Origin of the sequence: Desulfonatronum thiosulfatophilum, from assembly GCF_900104215.1 — a bacterium.
Taxonomy (GTDB): Bacteria; Desulfobacterota; Desulfovibrionia; order Desulfovibrionales; family Desulfonatronaceae; genus Desulfonatronum; species Desulfonatronum thiosulfatophilum.
In genome coordinates, this window is record NZ_FMXO01000015.1 from 72,660 (window position 1) to 89,927 (window position 17,268).

The 17,268-nt window shown below is 56.8% G+C and carries 8 protein-coding genes; 2 read left to right on the forward strand and 6 right to left on the reverse strand.

Annotated features, from left to right (window positions below):
• The first annotated feature begins 58 nt into the window (after positions 1 to 58).
• The gene (locus BLP93_RS12990; protein WP_092122483.1) at positions 59 to 1,576 is read left to right on the forward strand and encodes a flagellar hook protein FlgE; all 1,518 of its coding nucleotides are present in this window, start codon (positions 59 to 61) and stop codon (positions 1,574 to 1,576) included.
• Between the two features lie 91 nt (positions 1,577 to 1,667).
• Here the strand turns inward: BLP93_RS12990 and htpG are convergent, their stop codons facing one another.
• Positions 1,668 to 3,605 carry a molecular chaperone HtpG gene (htpG, locus tag BLP93_RS12995; protein WP_092122486.1) on the reverse strand — a complete coding sequence of 646 codons (1,938 nt, stop codon included), beginning with the start codon at positions 3,603 to 3,605 and terminating at the stop codon, positions 1,668 to 1,670.
• Between the two features lie 503 nt (positions 3,606 to 4,108).
• On the opposite strand from htpG, the gene BLP93_RS13005 reads away from it, so the two are divergent.
• Positions 4,109 to 6,466, forward strand: a complete 2,358-nt coding sequence (locus BLP93_RS13005; protein WP_092122492.1) for a sensor domain-containing diguanylate cyclase — start codon at positions 4,109 to 4,111, stop codon at positions 6,464 to 6,466.
• A 125-nt stretch (positions 6,467 to 6,591) separates the two neighbouring features.
• On the opposite strand, the gene BLP93_RS13010 is transcribed toward BLP93_RS13005, so the two are convergent.
• The 5 genes from BLP93_RS13010 to BLP93_RS13030 form a co-directional block, all read right to left on the reverse strand.
• On the reverse strand, positions 6,592 to 9,813 hold the full coding sequence (locus BLP93_RS13010; protein WP_161946330.1) for a PAS domain-containing sensor histidine kinase: 3,222 nt from the start codon (positions 9,811 to 9,813) through the stop codon (positions 6,592 to 6,594).
• A gap of 241 nt (positions 9,814 to 10,054) precedes the next feature.
• Positions 10,055 to 10,345, reverse strand: a complete 291-nt coding sequence (locus BLP93_RS13015) for a GIY-YIG nuclease family protein (RefSeq protein ID WP_092122498.1) — start codon at positions 10,343 to 10,345, stop codon at positions 10,055 to 10,057.
• A 228-nt stretch (positions 10,346 to 10,573) separates the two neighbouring features.
• Positions 10,574 to 13,681, reverse strand: coding sequence for a chemotaxis protein CheB (locus BLP93_RS13020; protein WP_092122501.1), 3,108 nt, complete (start codon positions 13,679 to 13,681; stop codon positions 10,574 to 10,576).
• A 356-nt stretch (positions 13,682 to 14,037) separates the two neighbouring features.
• Positions 14,038 to 15,465, reverse strand: coding sequence for a sigma-54-dependent transcriptional regulator (locus BLP93_RS13025; protein WP_092122504.1), 1,428 nt, complete (start codon positions 15,463 to 15,465; stop codon positions 14,038 to 14,040).
• Positions 15,466 to 15,846: 381 nt separating this feature from the next.
• Complete coding sequence (locus tag BLP93_RS13030; protein WP_161946331.1) at positions 15,847 to 17,205, reverse strand: amidohydrolase family protein; 1,359 nt, start codon at positions 17,203 to 17,205, stop codon at positions 15,847 to 15,849.
• Positions 17,206 to 17,268: the final 63 nt, after the last annotated feature.

The window sequence follows — 17,268 nt, forward strand, 5'->3', positions numbered from 1 at the left end:
CCTTCCCATTGCCATCGGCTCTTCCTGGCGAGCGGAAAAATAATCAAGGAGCAGCACCATGAGTCTCACGGCATCAATGTGGACCGGAGTCAGCGGCCTGCGAGGGCATGGCCAGAAAATGGGAGTGATCGGCAACAACATTGCCAACGTCAGCACTGTCGGCTTCAAGGGCTCGCGCATGCATTTCGAGGATTTCATGAGCCAGAGCGTCAGCGTCGCCAACGGGATCGGCCAGGTCGGCCGAGGGGTCGCCGTTGGAGCGATTCTGGGCGACTTCAGCCAGGGGTCTCTTGAGACAACGAATGAGGCGACGGACGTGGCGATTACAGGGAACGGTTTTTTTCTTGTCAGCCCTCCCGGGGAAGCAATCAGCTATTATACCCGGGCAGGAAATTTCCGATTCGACAAGGATGGTTTCTTAGTTGACCCTCATGGCTATCGAGTCCAGGGATGGGAGATCGGGCAAAAGCGGGTCGATCAATTAATTGGACAAGTGAACGTAGAGCAAGGACAGCAGGTCAATATTCAAGGAGTGCCCGGCGACATTCGCCTGGAAAATTTCCAATCCCCTCCACAGTCGACCAACAACTTCGGCATGATTCTTAACTTGGATTCTAAGAGCCCAAAAATCGCTGCGGACCCCGCCGATCCAGACGATCCGAATTTATGGAGTGAATGGAAACCGGGTATTGGTGAGCAGCAATACTCATACCAAAGCACGTTACGAGTTTATGACGAAAACGGAGGAGGACACAACCTTACTGTCTACTTTCAGCAACGTGAACCGCTTCCAGATGTTCTGGATTATGATGGCAATATTGTCACCCCTGGTGAACCTCCCGCAAACAAGTACTGGCAATTTATTGTCACCGTTCCTCCGGAAGAGGATTTGAGGGGGGTTGACGCTGCAAATGCCGGACTCCTGTTTCGTGGAGAAATGGAGTTCAACGCTGCTGGGGAACTCATTGGAATGCAGAACATGAATAGCTTGCTCAATCCAAGCGGTGCAGCCGGTGATCCTGTCTACTCCCAAAACGGCTATCCTTTAGTTTATGCAAATTTTCTTGGAGTAAACGCTGCAGACATGCAACCCATTGAACTGAATTTTGGAATTTCTCTTGCCGGTGCCGGTGGGAATTGGAATCCGGATGCGCTGAATTCAACGAGTTATGCCAGCCCTTCCACAACATTATTTCAAGCCCAGGACGGATATACTGCCGGCTTTTTGCAGAACATTTCCGTCAGCCGGGAGGGGGTCCTGACCGGCAGGTACTCCAATGGACAGGTCACGGAGCTCTATGCGTTGACCTTGGCTGACTTCAACAATGTCTGGGGGCTGAGGCGTGAAGGCGGCAATCTCTTTGCGGAAACTCGAGACTCCGGTCCGGCATTGACCGGTATTGCTGGTCGGGGTCGCCTTGGAACCATTGCTTCCAACGCCCTTGAACTCTCCAACGTCGACCTAGCCACCGAATTCGTCAAAATGATCAGCACGCAGAAAGGCTTCCAGGCCAACAGCAAGACCATCACCACCACGGACATGATGCTGGATGAAGTTATTCGAATGAAGCGGTAATCTGAAGTAATATTTACAAACGCAAACAGGCCGGGGGCAGATGCTCCCGGCCTGTTTGCGTTTGTTGGGTGGTAAGCGAAGTCCTGTAAAACTACTCCGCTTGCGGCTCTGATTTGATTGGCTCGTCTTTGACTGGCGCGTCCTCTGCTCCCCCCACTGCTCGCTCCAAAATCCGATACGTCCGCTCCACCATATCCCGGGGCTCAATCAACAACCCTGCTTGGACCATGGCGTTGTCCAGAATCTGTTCGGCGACGGTCTTGGCGAAGGTTTCGTCTTTCTGGCGCAGTGCGGCCAAGCCCATAATCAGCGGATGGCGGGCGTTGATTTCGAGGTTTTTGGCGGAGATGGGCATATCGCCCTGGCGGCCGGAGGCGCGCATGATGCGTTCCATGGAGCTGGTCATGAAGGCATCGGGATTGACGATCATGGCCGGGCTGCCTTCAAGGCGTTTGGATTCCTTGACTTCCTTGACCCGTTCGCCCAGCACGTCCTTCATCCAGGCCGCGAGGTCCGTGGCTTCGGCCTTGTCCAGTTCCTTCTCCGGCTCTTTTTGTTCCGGCTTGTCCTTTTCCTCGGCCAGTTCCGGCAGTTCAATGTCGCCACGGTCCGCGGAGACCAGCTTTTTGCCTTCAAATTCCGCGAGATGGCCCATCACGAAGTCGTCGATGGGGTCCATGGTGTAGATCACTTCCAGGTCGCGCTTGCGGAAGGCCTCGATGTAGGGGCCGGCTTCGATGGCTTCGCGGTTCGCGCCGTGGATGTAGTAGATGTCTTTCTGCTCTTCTTTCATCCTGCCCAGATAGTCCGTCAGGGAGGTCATCTTGCCGGCTTCGGTGGTGGAGGACTCGAAGCGCAGCAGCTTGCCCAGGCCCTCGCGGTGCCCGAAGTCGCTGACAATGCCTTCCTTCAGGAAATAGCCGAAATCACGCCAGAATGTCTCATAGGTCGGCGCATCGTTCTTGGCGGTTTCTTCAAGGTGCTTCAGGAACCGTTTGGTGACCACGGTGTTGATCTTGCGCACCAGGGAGCTGTCCTGCAGGGCTTGGCGGGAAATGTTCAGCGGCAGGTCCTCGGAGTCGATGACGCCTTTCAGAAAGCGCAGCCATTCCGGGAGGATGGTCTTGGAATGCTGCTCGATGAGCACCCGCTGGCAATACAGATTCACTCCCGGCTCGGTGCGTCCCAGGCCGTACTTCTCGAAATTCTCCTTGGGCACGAACAGCAGCGCCTTGATGGCCAAAGGCGCATCCGTATCGAAGTGCAGGCGCAGCAACGGTTCGTCGAAGGCATTGCCCACGAACTTGTAGAACTCGGTGTATTCTTCGTCCTTGATCTCGCTCTTGCTCTTGGTCCACAGGGCCTGAACCGTGTTCACGGTCTCGGCGTCAAGGCTGATCGGGAAGGGGACGAAACTGGAGTACTGTTTGATGATTCGCTTGATCCGTTCGGGATCCGCGAATTCCTCGGCATCGTCCTTGAGTTCCAGAACGATGGAGGTGCCCCGCGGCAGATCCGAAGCAGGGGCGATGGTGTAGCTTCCAGCGCCGTCGGATTCCCAGACATGGCCCGGCTCCTCCTGCCGGAATGATCGTGACGAGACGCGCACCTTGCCCGCCACCATGAAGGCGGCATAGAAGCCGACCCCGAACTGGCCGATCAGGTTGACGTCCTTGCCGCCTTCCGCGAGCTGGGACAGGAATGTCTTGGTTCCGGAATGGGCGATGGTGCCCAGGTTGGCTTCCAGTTCGCCGCGGTCCATGCCGATGCCCGTATCCGTGATGGTCAGCGTCTTGGCATCCTTGTCCACCGCGATCTTGATCTCCAGCGGCAAATCCGGATCCGCACCGTTCTGCTCGGTCAAACTCTGGTGTCGATACCGCTCCAGGGCGTCCGCCGAATTGGAGATCAACTCCCGCAGAAAGATTTCTCGTTCCGTGTACAGGGAGTGGATCACGATATCGAGAATCTTCTTGACCTCAGCCTGAAATTCCCTCGTTTCAACCGTTGTCTGTGCTTCCGCGTTCATAATAATGCTCCCTCGCTTATCTGATGAAATGAAGTGTGCTTCTCTGTCAAAAATGAGGCCTCATCCGGTTCGTGTGTATGTGGGCAAAATCGATGAAAGATGAAGAGAACCGCCCGCTTCGCTCAAGGCGCGGAGGACGCCAAGGAAAACATTTTGGAAAGCAGGGAAAGAGCTGCTTTCCAAAAGGATGCCTCACCCCTGATGGGGTGATTTTACTTTTTCTTCTTGGCGTCCTCCGTGCCTCAAGCGAAGCGGGCGGTTCAAATATCCCAAGGCACGCTCCATCCGGATGCACCAAAAAAGAGGCCAATAAATAATTAATTATGCCGCAACGTCAACCTGTTCATGGCTGGAAAAGGAGTCTTTTCTCGCTGCCGCTCCCATGAGTGCAAACCTTCCTTGCCTTGCATCCTGTTCTTGGGTACTTCTTTTCAGGATGATGCGCAGGAGCATCTTCTTCAACCTCTTGTATTCTCTTGCCATTCCAAGGAACCAGTCACGCAATGCAACGAGACATCCCCCTTCCGTCGCCGGCCGAGATCAGGAACGTCATTCGGTTCGACCGCAAACAACTGCCCAGCTTTCCCCAGGTTGCCCTCAAGATGCTGGAAATGCTTGGGGATGCGACCGCTTCCCTGCACGACATTTCCAGGGTCATCGAGTCGGATCCCGGCATCGCGGCCAGGGTGCTGGAGATCGTGAACTCCGCCGGTTACGGCACCCAGAGAATGATCACAACGCTGCCCGAAGCCATGGTGGTTCTCGGGGAGGATGAGATCAGGAAGCTGGCCATCGGGACCACCATCTTTCAGGGCCTTTTCGCCTCAGCCGGGTCGAAGCAGTTCGACAGGACCCATTTCTGGCGGCATTCACTTTCCGTGGCCGTGCTGTCCCTGGAAATCGCCCGCAAGATCCGTTACCCGCGCCCGGAGGAAGCGTACATTGCCGGGCTGCTGCACGATGTCGGGAAGATCTTCCTCGATCTCCAGGGCCACCGGGATTACGGCGATTTTCTTCATCAGGCCGCGTCCGGCGAGGAAAGCCTGATCGACCAGGAACGCGCCGTCCTGGGTCTGGGACATGACGACGTCGGCGCGTTTTTCTGTTCCTTGTGGAAATTGCCGCAGCGGATCGTGCTGCCCGTCAAGTACCATCACCAGCGGTTCCAGCCGCAAGACGTTTCCGAAGAAGAGGCCGTGCTGATCGCCATGGTTTCCCTGTCCGACTTCATCTGCTGGACCCAGGGCGTCGGCTCCGTGGCCGGGGACAGGATTCGTCCTCCTGTTCTGGTTCCGGAGATCGAGCAATGCATCAACTCCGAGGGCATCGACATCATCGACCGGATCAGGGCCATGAACATGGAAATGGAACGCATTTCCGAGTTCTTCCACTTCGTCTTCCCCACTTCCGGCCAGATCCACGAGAGTCTGCTCCGGATGAACTTCCACCTTTCCAGGGCGAACACCAGGTTGTTGTACCAGGATGCTCCGGCCGAAGGCCCCGGCATCCAGCCCCAGGCCGCGGCCCGGCTGCCCGATGACGGCTTCGCATTCGGCAAGTCCCTGGCCAGGGCGAAAACCCTGCAAGAAGTCATGGATCTGGTCATGTTCCGGATCGGGACCGCGTTCGAGCCCCTGCACTGGGCCCTGCTGCTCAAGGATCCCAGAAGCCGGGATCTGGTCTTTTCCGTGGTGGGAGGCGCGGGCAAGGAGCAACTGCGCGGAACCCGGCTCGCCGAAGGCGAGGGCATCGCCGGGCGCATTCTGGAAACCCGGAAGTCGCTGCATGTCGAGGACCTGTCCAGTGCTCCCGACCTGTCCGGCCGTGTCAGCAGCTATTCCGGCCTTGTACCGCGAACCTGCATGGGCGTGCTGCTTCGCGGCGAGAACAGGATCTTCGGGGTGATTGAACTCGTCAACAAGGTCGGCGGAGGCGTCTACACGGAAGATGAATTGCAGTTGCTCGAATCCATTGCGGACTATGCGGCCATTGCCATGGAACGCGTTCATTACAACCAGGTCCTGCAGCGGGTGGCCACGACGGATGCCCTGACCGGCCTCAAGAACCGCTACAGCCTGGAACGCATCCTGTGCGACAAGGACCAGGTCGCGAAGCGGTACGGCCAGGACGTGTCCATCATGATCATCGACATCGACGACTTCAAGCAGTTCAACCGCACACAAGGCCGCCGGGCCGCGGACGAACTCCTGAAGAAGGTCTCCGGCTTGATCAGGGCGACATTCCGGCGATCGGACGACGTCTTTCGCTTCGAGGGCGACAAATTCATCGCCCTGCTGTCCGGGACGGACAAGCAGGCCGCCGATCAGGCCAGGACACGGATGCGCAAATCCTTTGCATCCCTCAAGGGCGAGACGGATACGTCCATCAGCATTTTCATGCATTCCGTAAAAACGGATCACGCCCGCGACCTGATCCGGTTCATTGAGGAACGGCTTCCCCAGGATAAAGCTGTTACGGCATGCGACTCCGGGGAAACCATGGATGAGAGTCTGCGGCCCTTCCTGGATCAGGGAGCCGGAGAACCGGAAGCCGCCAGGAACAAGGTCTATCGCAAGAAGGTCACGCTGTACGGCGAGTTCACGCAGCTCGAGACCAAACGGGGCGGGATCATGAACGTCGAGGAACTCGCCATGTTTGAAATGGGCTTTACCGTTCCGCCGGGCCAGTTCAATATCCAGCCGGGCGATTTTCTGGATGTTGCATTCCATCTGGACGACCGGAAGCGGTCGTTGATCGAGCGGCGGGTCATGGTCCGCGGCGTTCACGGCGAAAAGATCGATGCCGAATTCTACAACCCGCCCCCCTACTCCAAGGATCTCGGGTTCTATCTCCTGGCCTGATCAACAGCCCCCCCGGGAACGCGGGGCTCCGTACCCGCTCCAAGAACTGCGAGTGCAGAGCCTCGCGTTCCCGGCAAAGGCCGCCCATGGAGTGTTGACAGCCCGAAGAAAACACGTGCGGGTTTCTACTTCGCGGGTTTCACCCCATCCGCAATGGGCAACGCGAAGGAGAACGTGCTTCCCTTGCCGGGTTGGCTTTCCACCCAGATCCGACCGCCGTGCTTTTCGACGAAGTCCTTGCACAGCAGAAGTCCCAGCCCGGTGCCCAGCTCGCCTTCCGTGCCCCGCAGGGATTTTTTCCGGGTCAAAATGAACAGGTTGGACAGGTGTTCCTCGTCCATGCCGACTCCGTTGTCCTGGACGGTGACAACAGCCATGTCCTTGTCCCTGACGGCGGAAATGAAGATGGTTCCGCCGCTCATGCTGAACTTGATGGCATTCGAGACAAAATTGCGCAAAATGGTGTCCAGCATCTGCTTGTCCGCGTAAACAAGCAGGTTCTGGTCCAGCTCGCTCTGCATGTAGACGTTCTTGTTTCCCGCGGTGGTCTGGAACAGCTCGATAGTATGTTCAATCGGATCCGCCAGCAGGCAGATCACCGGATTGTAGGTCAGCAGCCCCCGTTGCATCAACGACCATTCCAGCAGGTTCTTCAGGAGATTGAACATGGTCTCCGTGGCCTGGGCCAGTTCAAAGGCCATCCGTCGCAGGTCCTTCAAAGGCAAAGTATTGAACTCGTCGGTCAGCATCCTGGTCAGGGCCATGAAGCCGGCCAGAGGGCTCTTCAGGTCGTGGGCGATGATGGAGAAGAACTTGTCCTTTTCATCCAGAGCCTTTTGAAGCTTCTGATTATTCCGAACCAGGGCCTCCTTGTCCTGGACCCGGTCCGTGATGTCCTGGATGGCTCCCTCGACGCGGACGACTTCGCCGGATTCATTGCGGATCGCCTCGCCGGTCTTGCGGATCCAGATGCGGTTGCCTCTCTTGTTGATGATTTCCACTTCAACATCAAAAGGCTCGCCTTTCTGAACACATTTGTCGAATGCATCAACGATCGTTTGCTGCCATTCCGGAATATATCGACTGATGGCATCTTCCGGCGTCAGAGAATCTCCCGGTCCCAATCCATAAATTTCCGTCGCCTGGCCGCTGACATAGAGCCTGCGTTCCGCCACATTCACGCTCCAACCGCCGAACAAGGCCATGCTCGCGGCTCGCTCCAGCATGGTCTTGATACGCAGGATCTCCAATTCGGTCCGCTTGCGATCGGAGATGTCCTGCATCGCGCCAATTACCCGCACAATGGCTCCGGATGCATCGCGCACCGCTTCGCCAACCCCCCGCACCCAACGGCGCTCACCATTCCCGACTATCAATTCCATTTCCTCGTCAAAGGGAACGCCTTCTTTCTCGCATTTCCTGAATACCTCTATGACTTTTTCTCGCGATTCCGGGGCGTACGCATTGAAACACTCTTCGACAGTCGGAGTGTATCCCTGCGGAAATCCATGAATCAGGGAAGTGTTTTGGGCCAGATAAACCTTCTGTTCCGCCAGATTCACGTTCCAGGCACCGAATTTGGCAAGGCGACTCGTCTGTTCCAGCAGGATATTGGTGCGCAGGATTTTCTCTTCGGCCCGCTTACGTTCGCTGATATCCTGAAATGCCCCCTCAACACGCACGATGACGCCGGAACTGTCCCGGATCGGTTCTCCCATGGCCCGGACCCAGATCAACCGCCCCTGGGAGGTTACTATCTGCATCTCCTCGTCATACGGCACGCCCTCATGGGCGCATTTGCCAAAGACCTCGGTAATTTTATCCCGCCACTCCGGAGCATAAAAACTCAAGCCCTCTTCCAGTGATGGAGAAAAATCCGCCGGCATTTCGTGAATTGCGGCGACCTCAGGGGTCCAGTAGACTCGGTTTTCGTGGAGATTGATGCTCCATCCCCCGAACCTGGCCATACGCCCCGCCTTTTCGAGCACGTTATTAACGCGCAGGATTTCCTCTTCGAACTGTTTGGATTCGGTAATGTCTTGAAACGCGCCTTCAACACCCACGATGGCGCCGGAACCGTCTCGGATCGCCTCGCCAATGATCCGGACCCAGATCCGGTTGCCCTTGATGGTCACGATTTCAATTTCTTCATCGAAAGGGATGCCTTCATGAACGCATTTATCGAAGACCTCCGTCATTGTGTCCCGCCATTCCGGAGTGATGAGGTTGAAGGCTTCCTCGAATGACGGCGAATAATCCGGAGGCATTTCGTGAATCGCCGCTGTTTCCCCGATCAGAACGATCCGTTTGTCGGCCAGGTCCATGCGCCATCCGCCGAAAAGGGCCATCCGGCCGGCGCGTCCCAGCAGGGCCTGGGCTTGCCGGGCCTCCTCTTCGGCCCGTTTGCTTCTGGTGATATCCTGGATGGAGCCCTCAACCCGCACGATGGCGCCGGAGGCGTCCCGGACCGGTGCGCCGAGATTGCGAACCCAGATCCGTTCGCCCTGTGCGGTGAACATCTCCACCTCCACATCGTAGGGCACGCCTTCCCGAACGCATTTGCGGAACGCATCCCCCATCTTCTTGCGCGATTCGGGAGCATAATACGCTCCGGCTTCTTTCAGCGTTGGGTGCAGTTCATCGGGCTTTCCGCGAATTTCAGCCGCCTGGGGTGTCAGATGAACTCTGTTCTCCACCAAGTCCGCGCTCCAGCCACCGAAGCGGGCGACCCGGCCCGCGGTTTCCAGCAGGGCACTGGTCCGCGTGGTATTTTCCTCTTCCAGTTTACGTCTGGTGATGTCGCTGAACACGATGCGGCAGACCTGCCCGTTGTCCGTATCCTGGATGCTGGAGGTTTCAAAATGTCCCCAAAACCAGGACCCGTCCTGCTTCAGCAGGCGCATTTCCTCTGCCTGCACTTCCTCGGCCCCCAGGGCCCGCTTGCGATAATGGAAAAAAAGGTCCTGGTCTTCGGGCAGGATGAGATTGCTCAGGCTCTGGCCGATCAGATCAATGCGGCGAATTCCGAGCAGCGTGGCGGCGGTGAGATTGACTTCATGGATGAGGTTGTTTTTGTCGATGGTGACATACCCCACCGGCGCGAAGTCATACAGATCCTGAAAGCGGGCATGTTCCGCGTCCAGTTTCTCATGAGCGCGACGCAAATCCTCATTCTGCAGTTCCAATTCGATTTTGTGGACGCTCAGCTCGTGAAGAAGGCGCAGCCTCTCGTTTTCCGTCATCTCGGCAAACTCGTCCGTGACTTTCTTCTTCGCCTTTTTCTTGGCCAGCTTCTCGGCACGTTCTCGCAACTTCTCGGCATCAGTAGGTTTTTCTTTCGTGCTCATCAGGCATCTCCGAATCGATGTTTTAAGCAAATGGCAACTATTCAGGCCAGCCGTGATCTTCGGCCTGGATGCCGGCATTCGCCGACATGACTGACATGGAAACAGCTTTCAGCAACAAGTCATTCCGGCGAAAGCCGGAATCCAGTGCAAGTTAATGATCATTCACCGAATGAGCTGAATAGTAACATCCTGGCTATTCAGCGAAGCCTGTCTCAGGCTTGAACCGGGAGCCAGAATCCGGTCAAACGAGCTCATGGTATAGATCTATCCATTCCGGGTTCAATTCCTCAATCAAATCTAACTTCCATTTGCGCTTCCATTCTTTTATTCGCTTCTCCCGATTGATTGCTGACTGCATAGTATCGTGTAACTCATACCAAACCAGTTGATGAACAGCGTAACGCGTGGTAAATCCCTCAACGATGTTGTTCTTATGCTGCCAGACCCTTTTTACAAGATCCGAGGTGACGCCCACATAGAGGGTACCATTCCTTTTGCTCGCCAAAATATATACCGTCGGCTGTTTACTCATTGTAACGATTCAGTTCATTCAGTTCATTCAGTGGTTGATCGTTCACCTGCACTGGATACCGGCGTTCGCCGGTATGACTGACATGGGAACGGCTTGCTCAGATACGTCATTCCGGCGAACGCCGGTATCCAGGTTTTCTTTTCAGATTTACTGAGTAGACACGTTTTTTTTGGTTTTGGTTTCCGGTTTTCGCCGGAATACCCCCCATCACCCATCACCCATCACCCATCACCCATCCTTCCCCGTAACGTCCTCAATGGACAGCAAAATATAATCAAGACCGGATTCCCTGAGAATGCGGCCGTTGAGCAGCATGGTCCGCTTCCCTATGGTTTCGAACTCGTGGGTGACCATGAAGTCGTTGAATGTCTGGTCCTCACGGAGAACCTTGTCCAGCAATCCCTGCAGTTCGGGAATATCCCACTGCATGTTGCCCAGCTCGGATAGCATCAGGCCCTTGGTGTTAGCTTCCGATACCTGGAACATTCTGAGAAATGCGAGGTTGGTCAAAACCACCTTCTTTTCCGCGTCCAGAACGACCATCGGAGCCCGCGACGTTTCCACGATGGCCCCGGACAACAGCCGGTACCGGGTCTCGCTTCGTTCGACTTCTCGCAGCTTGTCCCGGGTTTCCTTTTGGCTGTTGATGTCCAGGAAGGTGATCACCGCTCCCTCGATGACGTTGTCCTGAGTGCGGTAAGGACGGATCTTTATCAGATACCAGTCGCCGTCGGTATTGCGTACTTCAATATCCTTGGAACCCAGCGAGTCCAACACACCCTGAATGTCCTCCATCAGGCTGTCGTAATTTTTCAGCTTGGTGACAATGTGGCCTATGGGGCGGCCCACATCCCCCTTGATCAGATTGATTACCTGGGTCGTAGCCGGGGTGAAGCGGACAATGTGCAATTCCGTGTCCACGAACAGCGTGCCCACGCCGGTGGCGGCGAAAAGATTGTTCATGTCGTTGTTGGCCCGTGTCAGCTCGGTGACGTAGGTCTGCAACTGGGCGTTGACCGTGGTCAGCTCCTCGTTGACCGACTGCAGTTCCTCCTTGGAGGTCTCCAGCTCCTCATTGGTGGATTGCAGCTCCTCGTTGATCGACTGCATCTCCTCGTTGGTGGATTGCAACTCCTCGTTGGACGTTTCCAGCTCCTCGAGGGTGGACTGAAGGCTGTTGTCCTTCATCCGAATCTCCTCCTGGAGCGAAGCGATCTGCTCCGAGGCGTCCATCTGCTCGAAGTCGGGAGTCTCTTCGTCAGGCGCAACCGATTTGTCGGCCCTCAGGGACGGGTCCGCGAACTGGTGAGCGTGTTGAGAATGTTCAGGGAATGCGGACCTGGCCTGTTCCAGGACGATCAGAAACAAGGGGCCGCCGGTTTCAATGGCTTCCCGGCGCGATGCGCTAACGGGATAGATAGTCAGATTGCACACGGTCATGTGGCCGTTGGTTTTGACCTTCACCCCGTAACTGCGCACGATCTCGCGCTTGACCGCGGACTTGTGCAGGGCCACGGAGAGTTCCGTGCGCAGCCCCAGGCGGGCCATGCGGAGAACGTTGTTCACCGCGGCCTCACCCGGTTCCGGCTCCAGATACATTCCGGTGCGACCGTGCAGGTAGAGGATGTCGCCATGGTCCCTGATCAGGGCGGCTGCCGCGCCATAATGTTCCAGGAGCATCTGTTCCGACAGCCTGCGCACAGGAGACTTCTGATCCGGCTCCTTTTTCTGGGCGGAATGCTCAAAGGCTTTCTTTTTGCGGGTCATCGAGGGCAGGAGATGCACGAGATCCGGGTGGCGAGCGCCAAAACGGTCGCGTTTGTGCTGGTACAACTTCCATTTGCGATCCAGGGTGGTGAAAAGATCGCCGAAATCGCCGACGCTTTCGGAACTCCCCAGGAAGAGATATCCGTCCGGAGTCAACGCGTAATGAAAAAGGGGAATCAGTCGTTTCTGCAATCCGCCGCCCATGTAGATCAACAGGTTGCGGCAACTGATCAGGTCGATCCGGGAAAATGGCGGATCCCTGACGACATTCTGTTCGGAAAAGATCAACATCTCCCGGATGTTTTTATTGGCGCGGTAACCGTCCCGATCCACGTCCCTGGTGAAAAAGTTTTTCAGTCGCTGTTCCGAAATGTCCGCGGCAATGTTGGCTGGAAAAAAACCGGCCCGGGCTTTGGTCAGGGCCCGGTCGTCGATGTCCGTGGCAAAAATCTGCACCGTGACGTTCAGGTTCAGGGCCGCTCTCTGCTCGGCCAGCAGGATGGCCAGGGAATAGGCCTCCTCCCCGGTGGAGCAGCCCGGGCACCAGACCCGGATTGCCTCGGAGGAATCGGAGCTCTTGTCGAACAGCCGGGGGATGACCTTTTCCTCGAGAGCCTGGAAGGCCTCGGGATCGCGAAAAAAACTGGTCACGCCGATCAGCAGGTCGCGAAAGAGTTCTTCGGTCTCATGCTCGTCCTTCTCCAAAAACTCAATGTAATCCTTGGGCTTTGTGAAGTGGTGCAGAGCCATGCGCCGTTCGATGCGCCGGTGGATGGTGCTGGGCTTGTACTGGGAAAAATCGTGCCCGGATCGGGCGTGCAGCAGACTCAGCATGAACTTCATGGGATTTTTTTTTGCGGACGGAGAATCCGGGGAACCTGGTTTCGACCGTGCGTATTCCGCGTAGGCCATGAGCTGGGCGGGCATTTTGTCCGGCTGCAGTACGTAGTCCACCTGGTCCGTGGCAATGGCGCTTTCCGGCATGCCGGCGAAGTCGCAGGTTTCCGGTTCCTGGGCCAGCGTCAGTCCGCCCACGCCCTTGACCTCCCGGACCCCGATCGCACCATCGCTGCCCGTGCCCGAAAGCACGATCACAATGGCCCGCTCACCCTGCTCCCGAGCCAGGGAGCGGAAAAAGTGGTCGATGGGCATGCGCCGGAGGCGGGACGTGGTTTGCTTCTCCAGCCGCAGGGCGCCCTTCTGGAGGAATATGTCGTTGTTCGGCGGGATGGTGTAGACATTGTTGGGCTGCACGACCATCCCGTCCCGGGCTTCCTGGACCGGCATCCGGGTGTGGTGCTGGATGATCTCGGACAGCATGCTTTTGTAGTCCGCGGCAAGATGCTGGATAAGGACGAACGCCATGCCCGGGTCCCTGTCCTTGGGCATGCCGGAAAAAAAGGACTCGAAGGCGGCCAGACCCCCGGCCGAGGCCCCGAGACCCACGATGAAGAAGCCGGAATCGGCGGATTTCCCCTTCGATTCGGCAACTTCCGCGCCATCGGGTTTGGCGGGCCGGGCGGGTTGGGGGTTATTTTTACTCTCGGTATCGTTGTTTTCAGTTGTCATGACAGATTCTTTTTTTCGCGAATGCTCGTATACTCATTTGCGTTCATTGAGCCGAATATCCAAGTGCATGCCCCAGGTCGAAATCGCAATCGCAATCGCAATCGCAATCGAAGAAGGTTTCGAGGGTCATGGCGGCCTTTGCTGGGAACGCGAGGCTCTGCACTCGCAGTTCTTGAAGAGCGGGTACGGAGCCCCGCGTTCCCGGGGGTGTCACGACAGATGTATCGAAAAATGTTCGCCACGGACGATTGCGATTACGATTTCGATTACGATTGCGATTACGATGAAGAAAGCTATTCACATAACCTGCGGTCAGGCATCAGCGATTGCCGGACAGACTTCCGGCCGGGAATCAATCACCCCGACCTGCCCGGTCTGGGAATGTCATATTTCTTGAGGAGCCCGTAGAGCCTGGCCTGGCTGAGGCCGGAATGGTGCAGCGCTTTCTTGAGATCGTTGCCGGCGCTGTGCATCAGGTGCGTCAGGTAATTTTTTTCGGTGGCTTCACGGACATGGGTGCAGAAGGTTTTCCAGTCCTGGCCGAGAAGTTCCGCAGGCGGCTCATAGGCTGCATTGGGAGGGGCCGGGGTGCCGTGATCATAGGACGTCGAATGCTTGGATTTGAGAAACCGGACATGCAGCTCCCTGGGGAGATGGGAGGGATACAGCACCCGTTCTTCAGGCGCCGAGGCGACCAGCGCCTTGAGCGTATTCACCAGTTCCCGCACGTTGCCCGGCCAGTCGTGGTCCGCGAACAGGTCCATCAGATCCGGGGAGGCGATCTTGTCCGGGAGTCCCGAGTAGCGGCTGATGACGGTGAGGTGATGTTTCACGAGATCGCCCAGATCGTCGAGGCGTTCCCGAAGCGAAGGGAGCTGGATGGTCACGGTCTGAATCCGGAACAGCAGATCCTCCCGAAACCGACCCTGGCGCGACATTTCATTCAGGTTGCGGTTGCTGGCGCAAACCAGCCGAAAATTGCTGGTCAGTTCCTGGTTCTGGCCCAGGGGACGGTATGTCCGGCTTTCCAGAACCCGCAGAAAGCTTTTCTGCAGGGCCGGCGGCATTTCGCTGACCTCGTCCAGGAACAGCGTGCCCTTGTGGGCCCGCTGGACCAGCCCGATGCGATCCGAGACCGCCCCGGTGAACGCGCCTTTGCGATACCCGAACAGTTCGCTGCCCGCGATGGTTTCAGTCAGAGAAGCGCAATCCACGACCACCAGTTCCTGGTCCTTGCGCGGGCTGTTGGCGTGCAGAGCCCGGGCAAAGACTTCCTTTCCGGTGCCCGTCTCCCCGAGAAACAGGACTTCCGCGGAACTCTTGGCCGCCCGGCCCATTTCCTCAAGGCAACGCCGCAAGGCCGCGCTTTCCCCGATGATGCCTTCCCGGTTCACCGGCAGCAGGGCCAGCCGGGTGCTCCGATACTCCAGGGCCCGCATGCAGGAGAGCTTCATCTCCAGGGGGGTGCTGGACTTGGTGATGAAGTCCCAGGCGCCCTTCAAAATGGCCAGTTCCGCGTTCTCGGATTCGATGGAACCGGTAACCACGATGATTTCCGGTGAATTGGGCATGGATTTGAGATCCGGAAGAATGTCCATTCCGAAGCCGTCGGGAAGCTGCAGATCGAGAAAGATCAGGTCGATGTCCTGATTCTGGGAGTGCGCCAGATTCTGCCCTTCCGTGAGGGTCGGGGTGTGAATGATCCTGTGCCCCTCGCTGGCCAGGACGTCGGAAAGCGCGGCGCTGAACAGTTCATCGTCGTCAATGATCAGAATGGTGGCCATGGAAGGTCTCGATTATCCGAAGGTTCAACGGTGAAGGACCATGTCGCTGTTTCGGCGCACGTATGTACCCCTGCCGGCCAGAGGCAACGTCTCCCCGTAAATGGGAAAAGGAGCATGTCGGCGACACGACTTCATTCATACGCGCCAATAGCCATCCTCCCTGAAACATTTTTATGGGAAGTCATTATCTTAATTCTTAACAAATGGGAACAGACCTCCGCATTATGGTATTTCACGAGACGTAAACGTGTATATGGATGGGTGCCGCTTTCGAGGTGCACCCCATCCATGTTTCGGATTCCGAATTTATGAGCAACTCAACGCTCTCGCTACCACGCCCACCTTTTGTAATCGTAACACAAGGAGCGGAACTGACGTCGGTCATGCGGCATGTGTATCGTGACGCGGAAGATAATCTTCGGGAACAATGCCATACAGGCGAGCCGAGTTTTTCCCGAAAATCATGTTCTTCACGTTGCCGTCCGCCGGCCCCAGCGGTTCGAAGCCGTGCTGCTTCTGGACCGTCTCGGGAATCTCGAACCGGCGCAGGGCCTCGATCTGCCATTGCGGCGATCCGAACCAGACCGAATCCGTGCCCCAGCAGACATGATCCGCGCCCATGTTTTTGATCAACGTCCCGAGTATCCCGGCGCACAGATGCGGATGCGCCACGCTGGTCGCCGCGAAAACGGCGCCCAGTTCAGCATAGACGTTGGTTACGCCGTACTTCTCCGGGATCTCGGATAGATCCGTGACCCATTTGATCCGTCCGGTTCGCTGGAAATCGTCCACATCCTGAACTATGGGCACCACCCGTTCAATGGCGGAATGGTAGATGATGAAATTCAAATCCGGCCAGTCCCGGGCCGCCTGCCCCACATCGTCCACATTGGCGTAGGCAACCAGTTCCGGGGACAGTTTCTGCTCATATCCCACGGGCAGCAGGCCCTTGTGGATGCAGATGTTCCGGATTCCGGCCTTCTGGATCTTTTCGTAGGCCGGATAGACAAGTTTCTCATCGTCCAGCCGCCACGGATACTCGGATTCGCCCACCGGGTCGCCGATGGTGTAGCCCTTGATGGCATCGGGCTTGAGTTCAAGGGACTTATCCAGCTCCTCCTCCCAGCCCGGCTGTCCGGGGGTGATAACCGCGTGACCCAGCAGGGAACGTTTGCCGGTGCGCGAATTGACCTTCTCGCGCGTTGCCAGGGCCTGCTCGTTGGTCAGGAACCAGCCTTCCTTGTCGTCGCTGGGAGCGTTGCTCAGCACGGCGCAGGTGGTCTGACTTTCAACAAAGACTTCCCGATAGAAATTTTCAAACAGCAAATCCTCTAAGTCATGCTTCTCGTCGTCCAGCTTCGGATTCCAGTCGTCCGCCGCCCGGCGCAACGCAAGCAGGTTTTCGGGTTCGGGAAATTCTTCATGGAGATAATGGACCTGGACGTCGAAAATGAACTGGTTCGCGTAGCGTTCGATCTGATCCCGCGCCAAGTCGGGATCGGATGCTTCGGCGGAGTTCACGAGGAAAAAATGGCCGAAGACGGAGTTCAAGGCCAAAAACGAGGCGGCAAGCCCCATCTGGCTCTTGAGAAAATCCCGCCGCGTCATGCCCAGACGCGCGCCATGACGCTCGGCCAAGCGGTTCAGCTCGGAAACAACAGCCTTGGAGCCATATCTTCCGGATACGAACAGCCGGTTCTCATCATCGTGTTGAATCGGGGCGCATTTATTCCATTTCATGGCAATGTCCTCATACATGTGTCTTGGAGACTCACTCTGGATTGATACCGTGAGATGAACAAA

Coding starts and splice junctions, on each gene's coding strand:
- BLP93_RS13005 (WP_092122492.1), top strand. CDS start 4,109: ATGCAACGAGACATCCCCCTTCCGTCGCCGGCCGAGATCAGGAACGTC.
- htpG (WP_092122486.1), bottom strand. CDS start 3,605: ATGAACGCGGAAGCACAGACAACGGTTGAAACGAGGGAATTTCAGGCT.
- BLP93_RS13020 (WP_092122501.1), bottom strand. CDS start 13,681: ATGACAACTGAAAACAACGATACCGAGAGTAAAAATAACCCCCAACCC.
- BLP93_RS13015 (WP_092122498.1), bottom strand. CDS start 10,345: ATGAGTAAACAGCCGACGGTATATATTTTGGCGAGCAAAAGGAATGGT.
- BLP93_RS12990 (WP_092122483.1), top strand. CDS start 59: ATGAGTCTCACGGCATCAATGTGGACCGGAGTCAGCGGCCTGCGAGGG.
- BLP93_RS13010 (WP_161946330.1), bottom strand. CDS start 9,813: ATGAGCACGAAAGAAAAACCTACTGATGCCGAGAAGTTGCGAGAACGT.
- BLP93_RS13030 (WP_161946331.1), bottom strand. CDS start 17,205: ATGAAATGGAATAAATGCGCCCCGATTCAACACGATGATGAGAACCGG.
- BLP93_RS13025 (WP_092122504.1), bottom strand. CDS start 15,465: ATGGCCACCATTCTGATCATTGACGACGATGAACTGTTCAGCGCCGCG.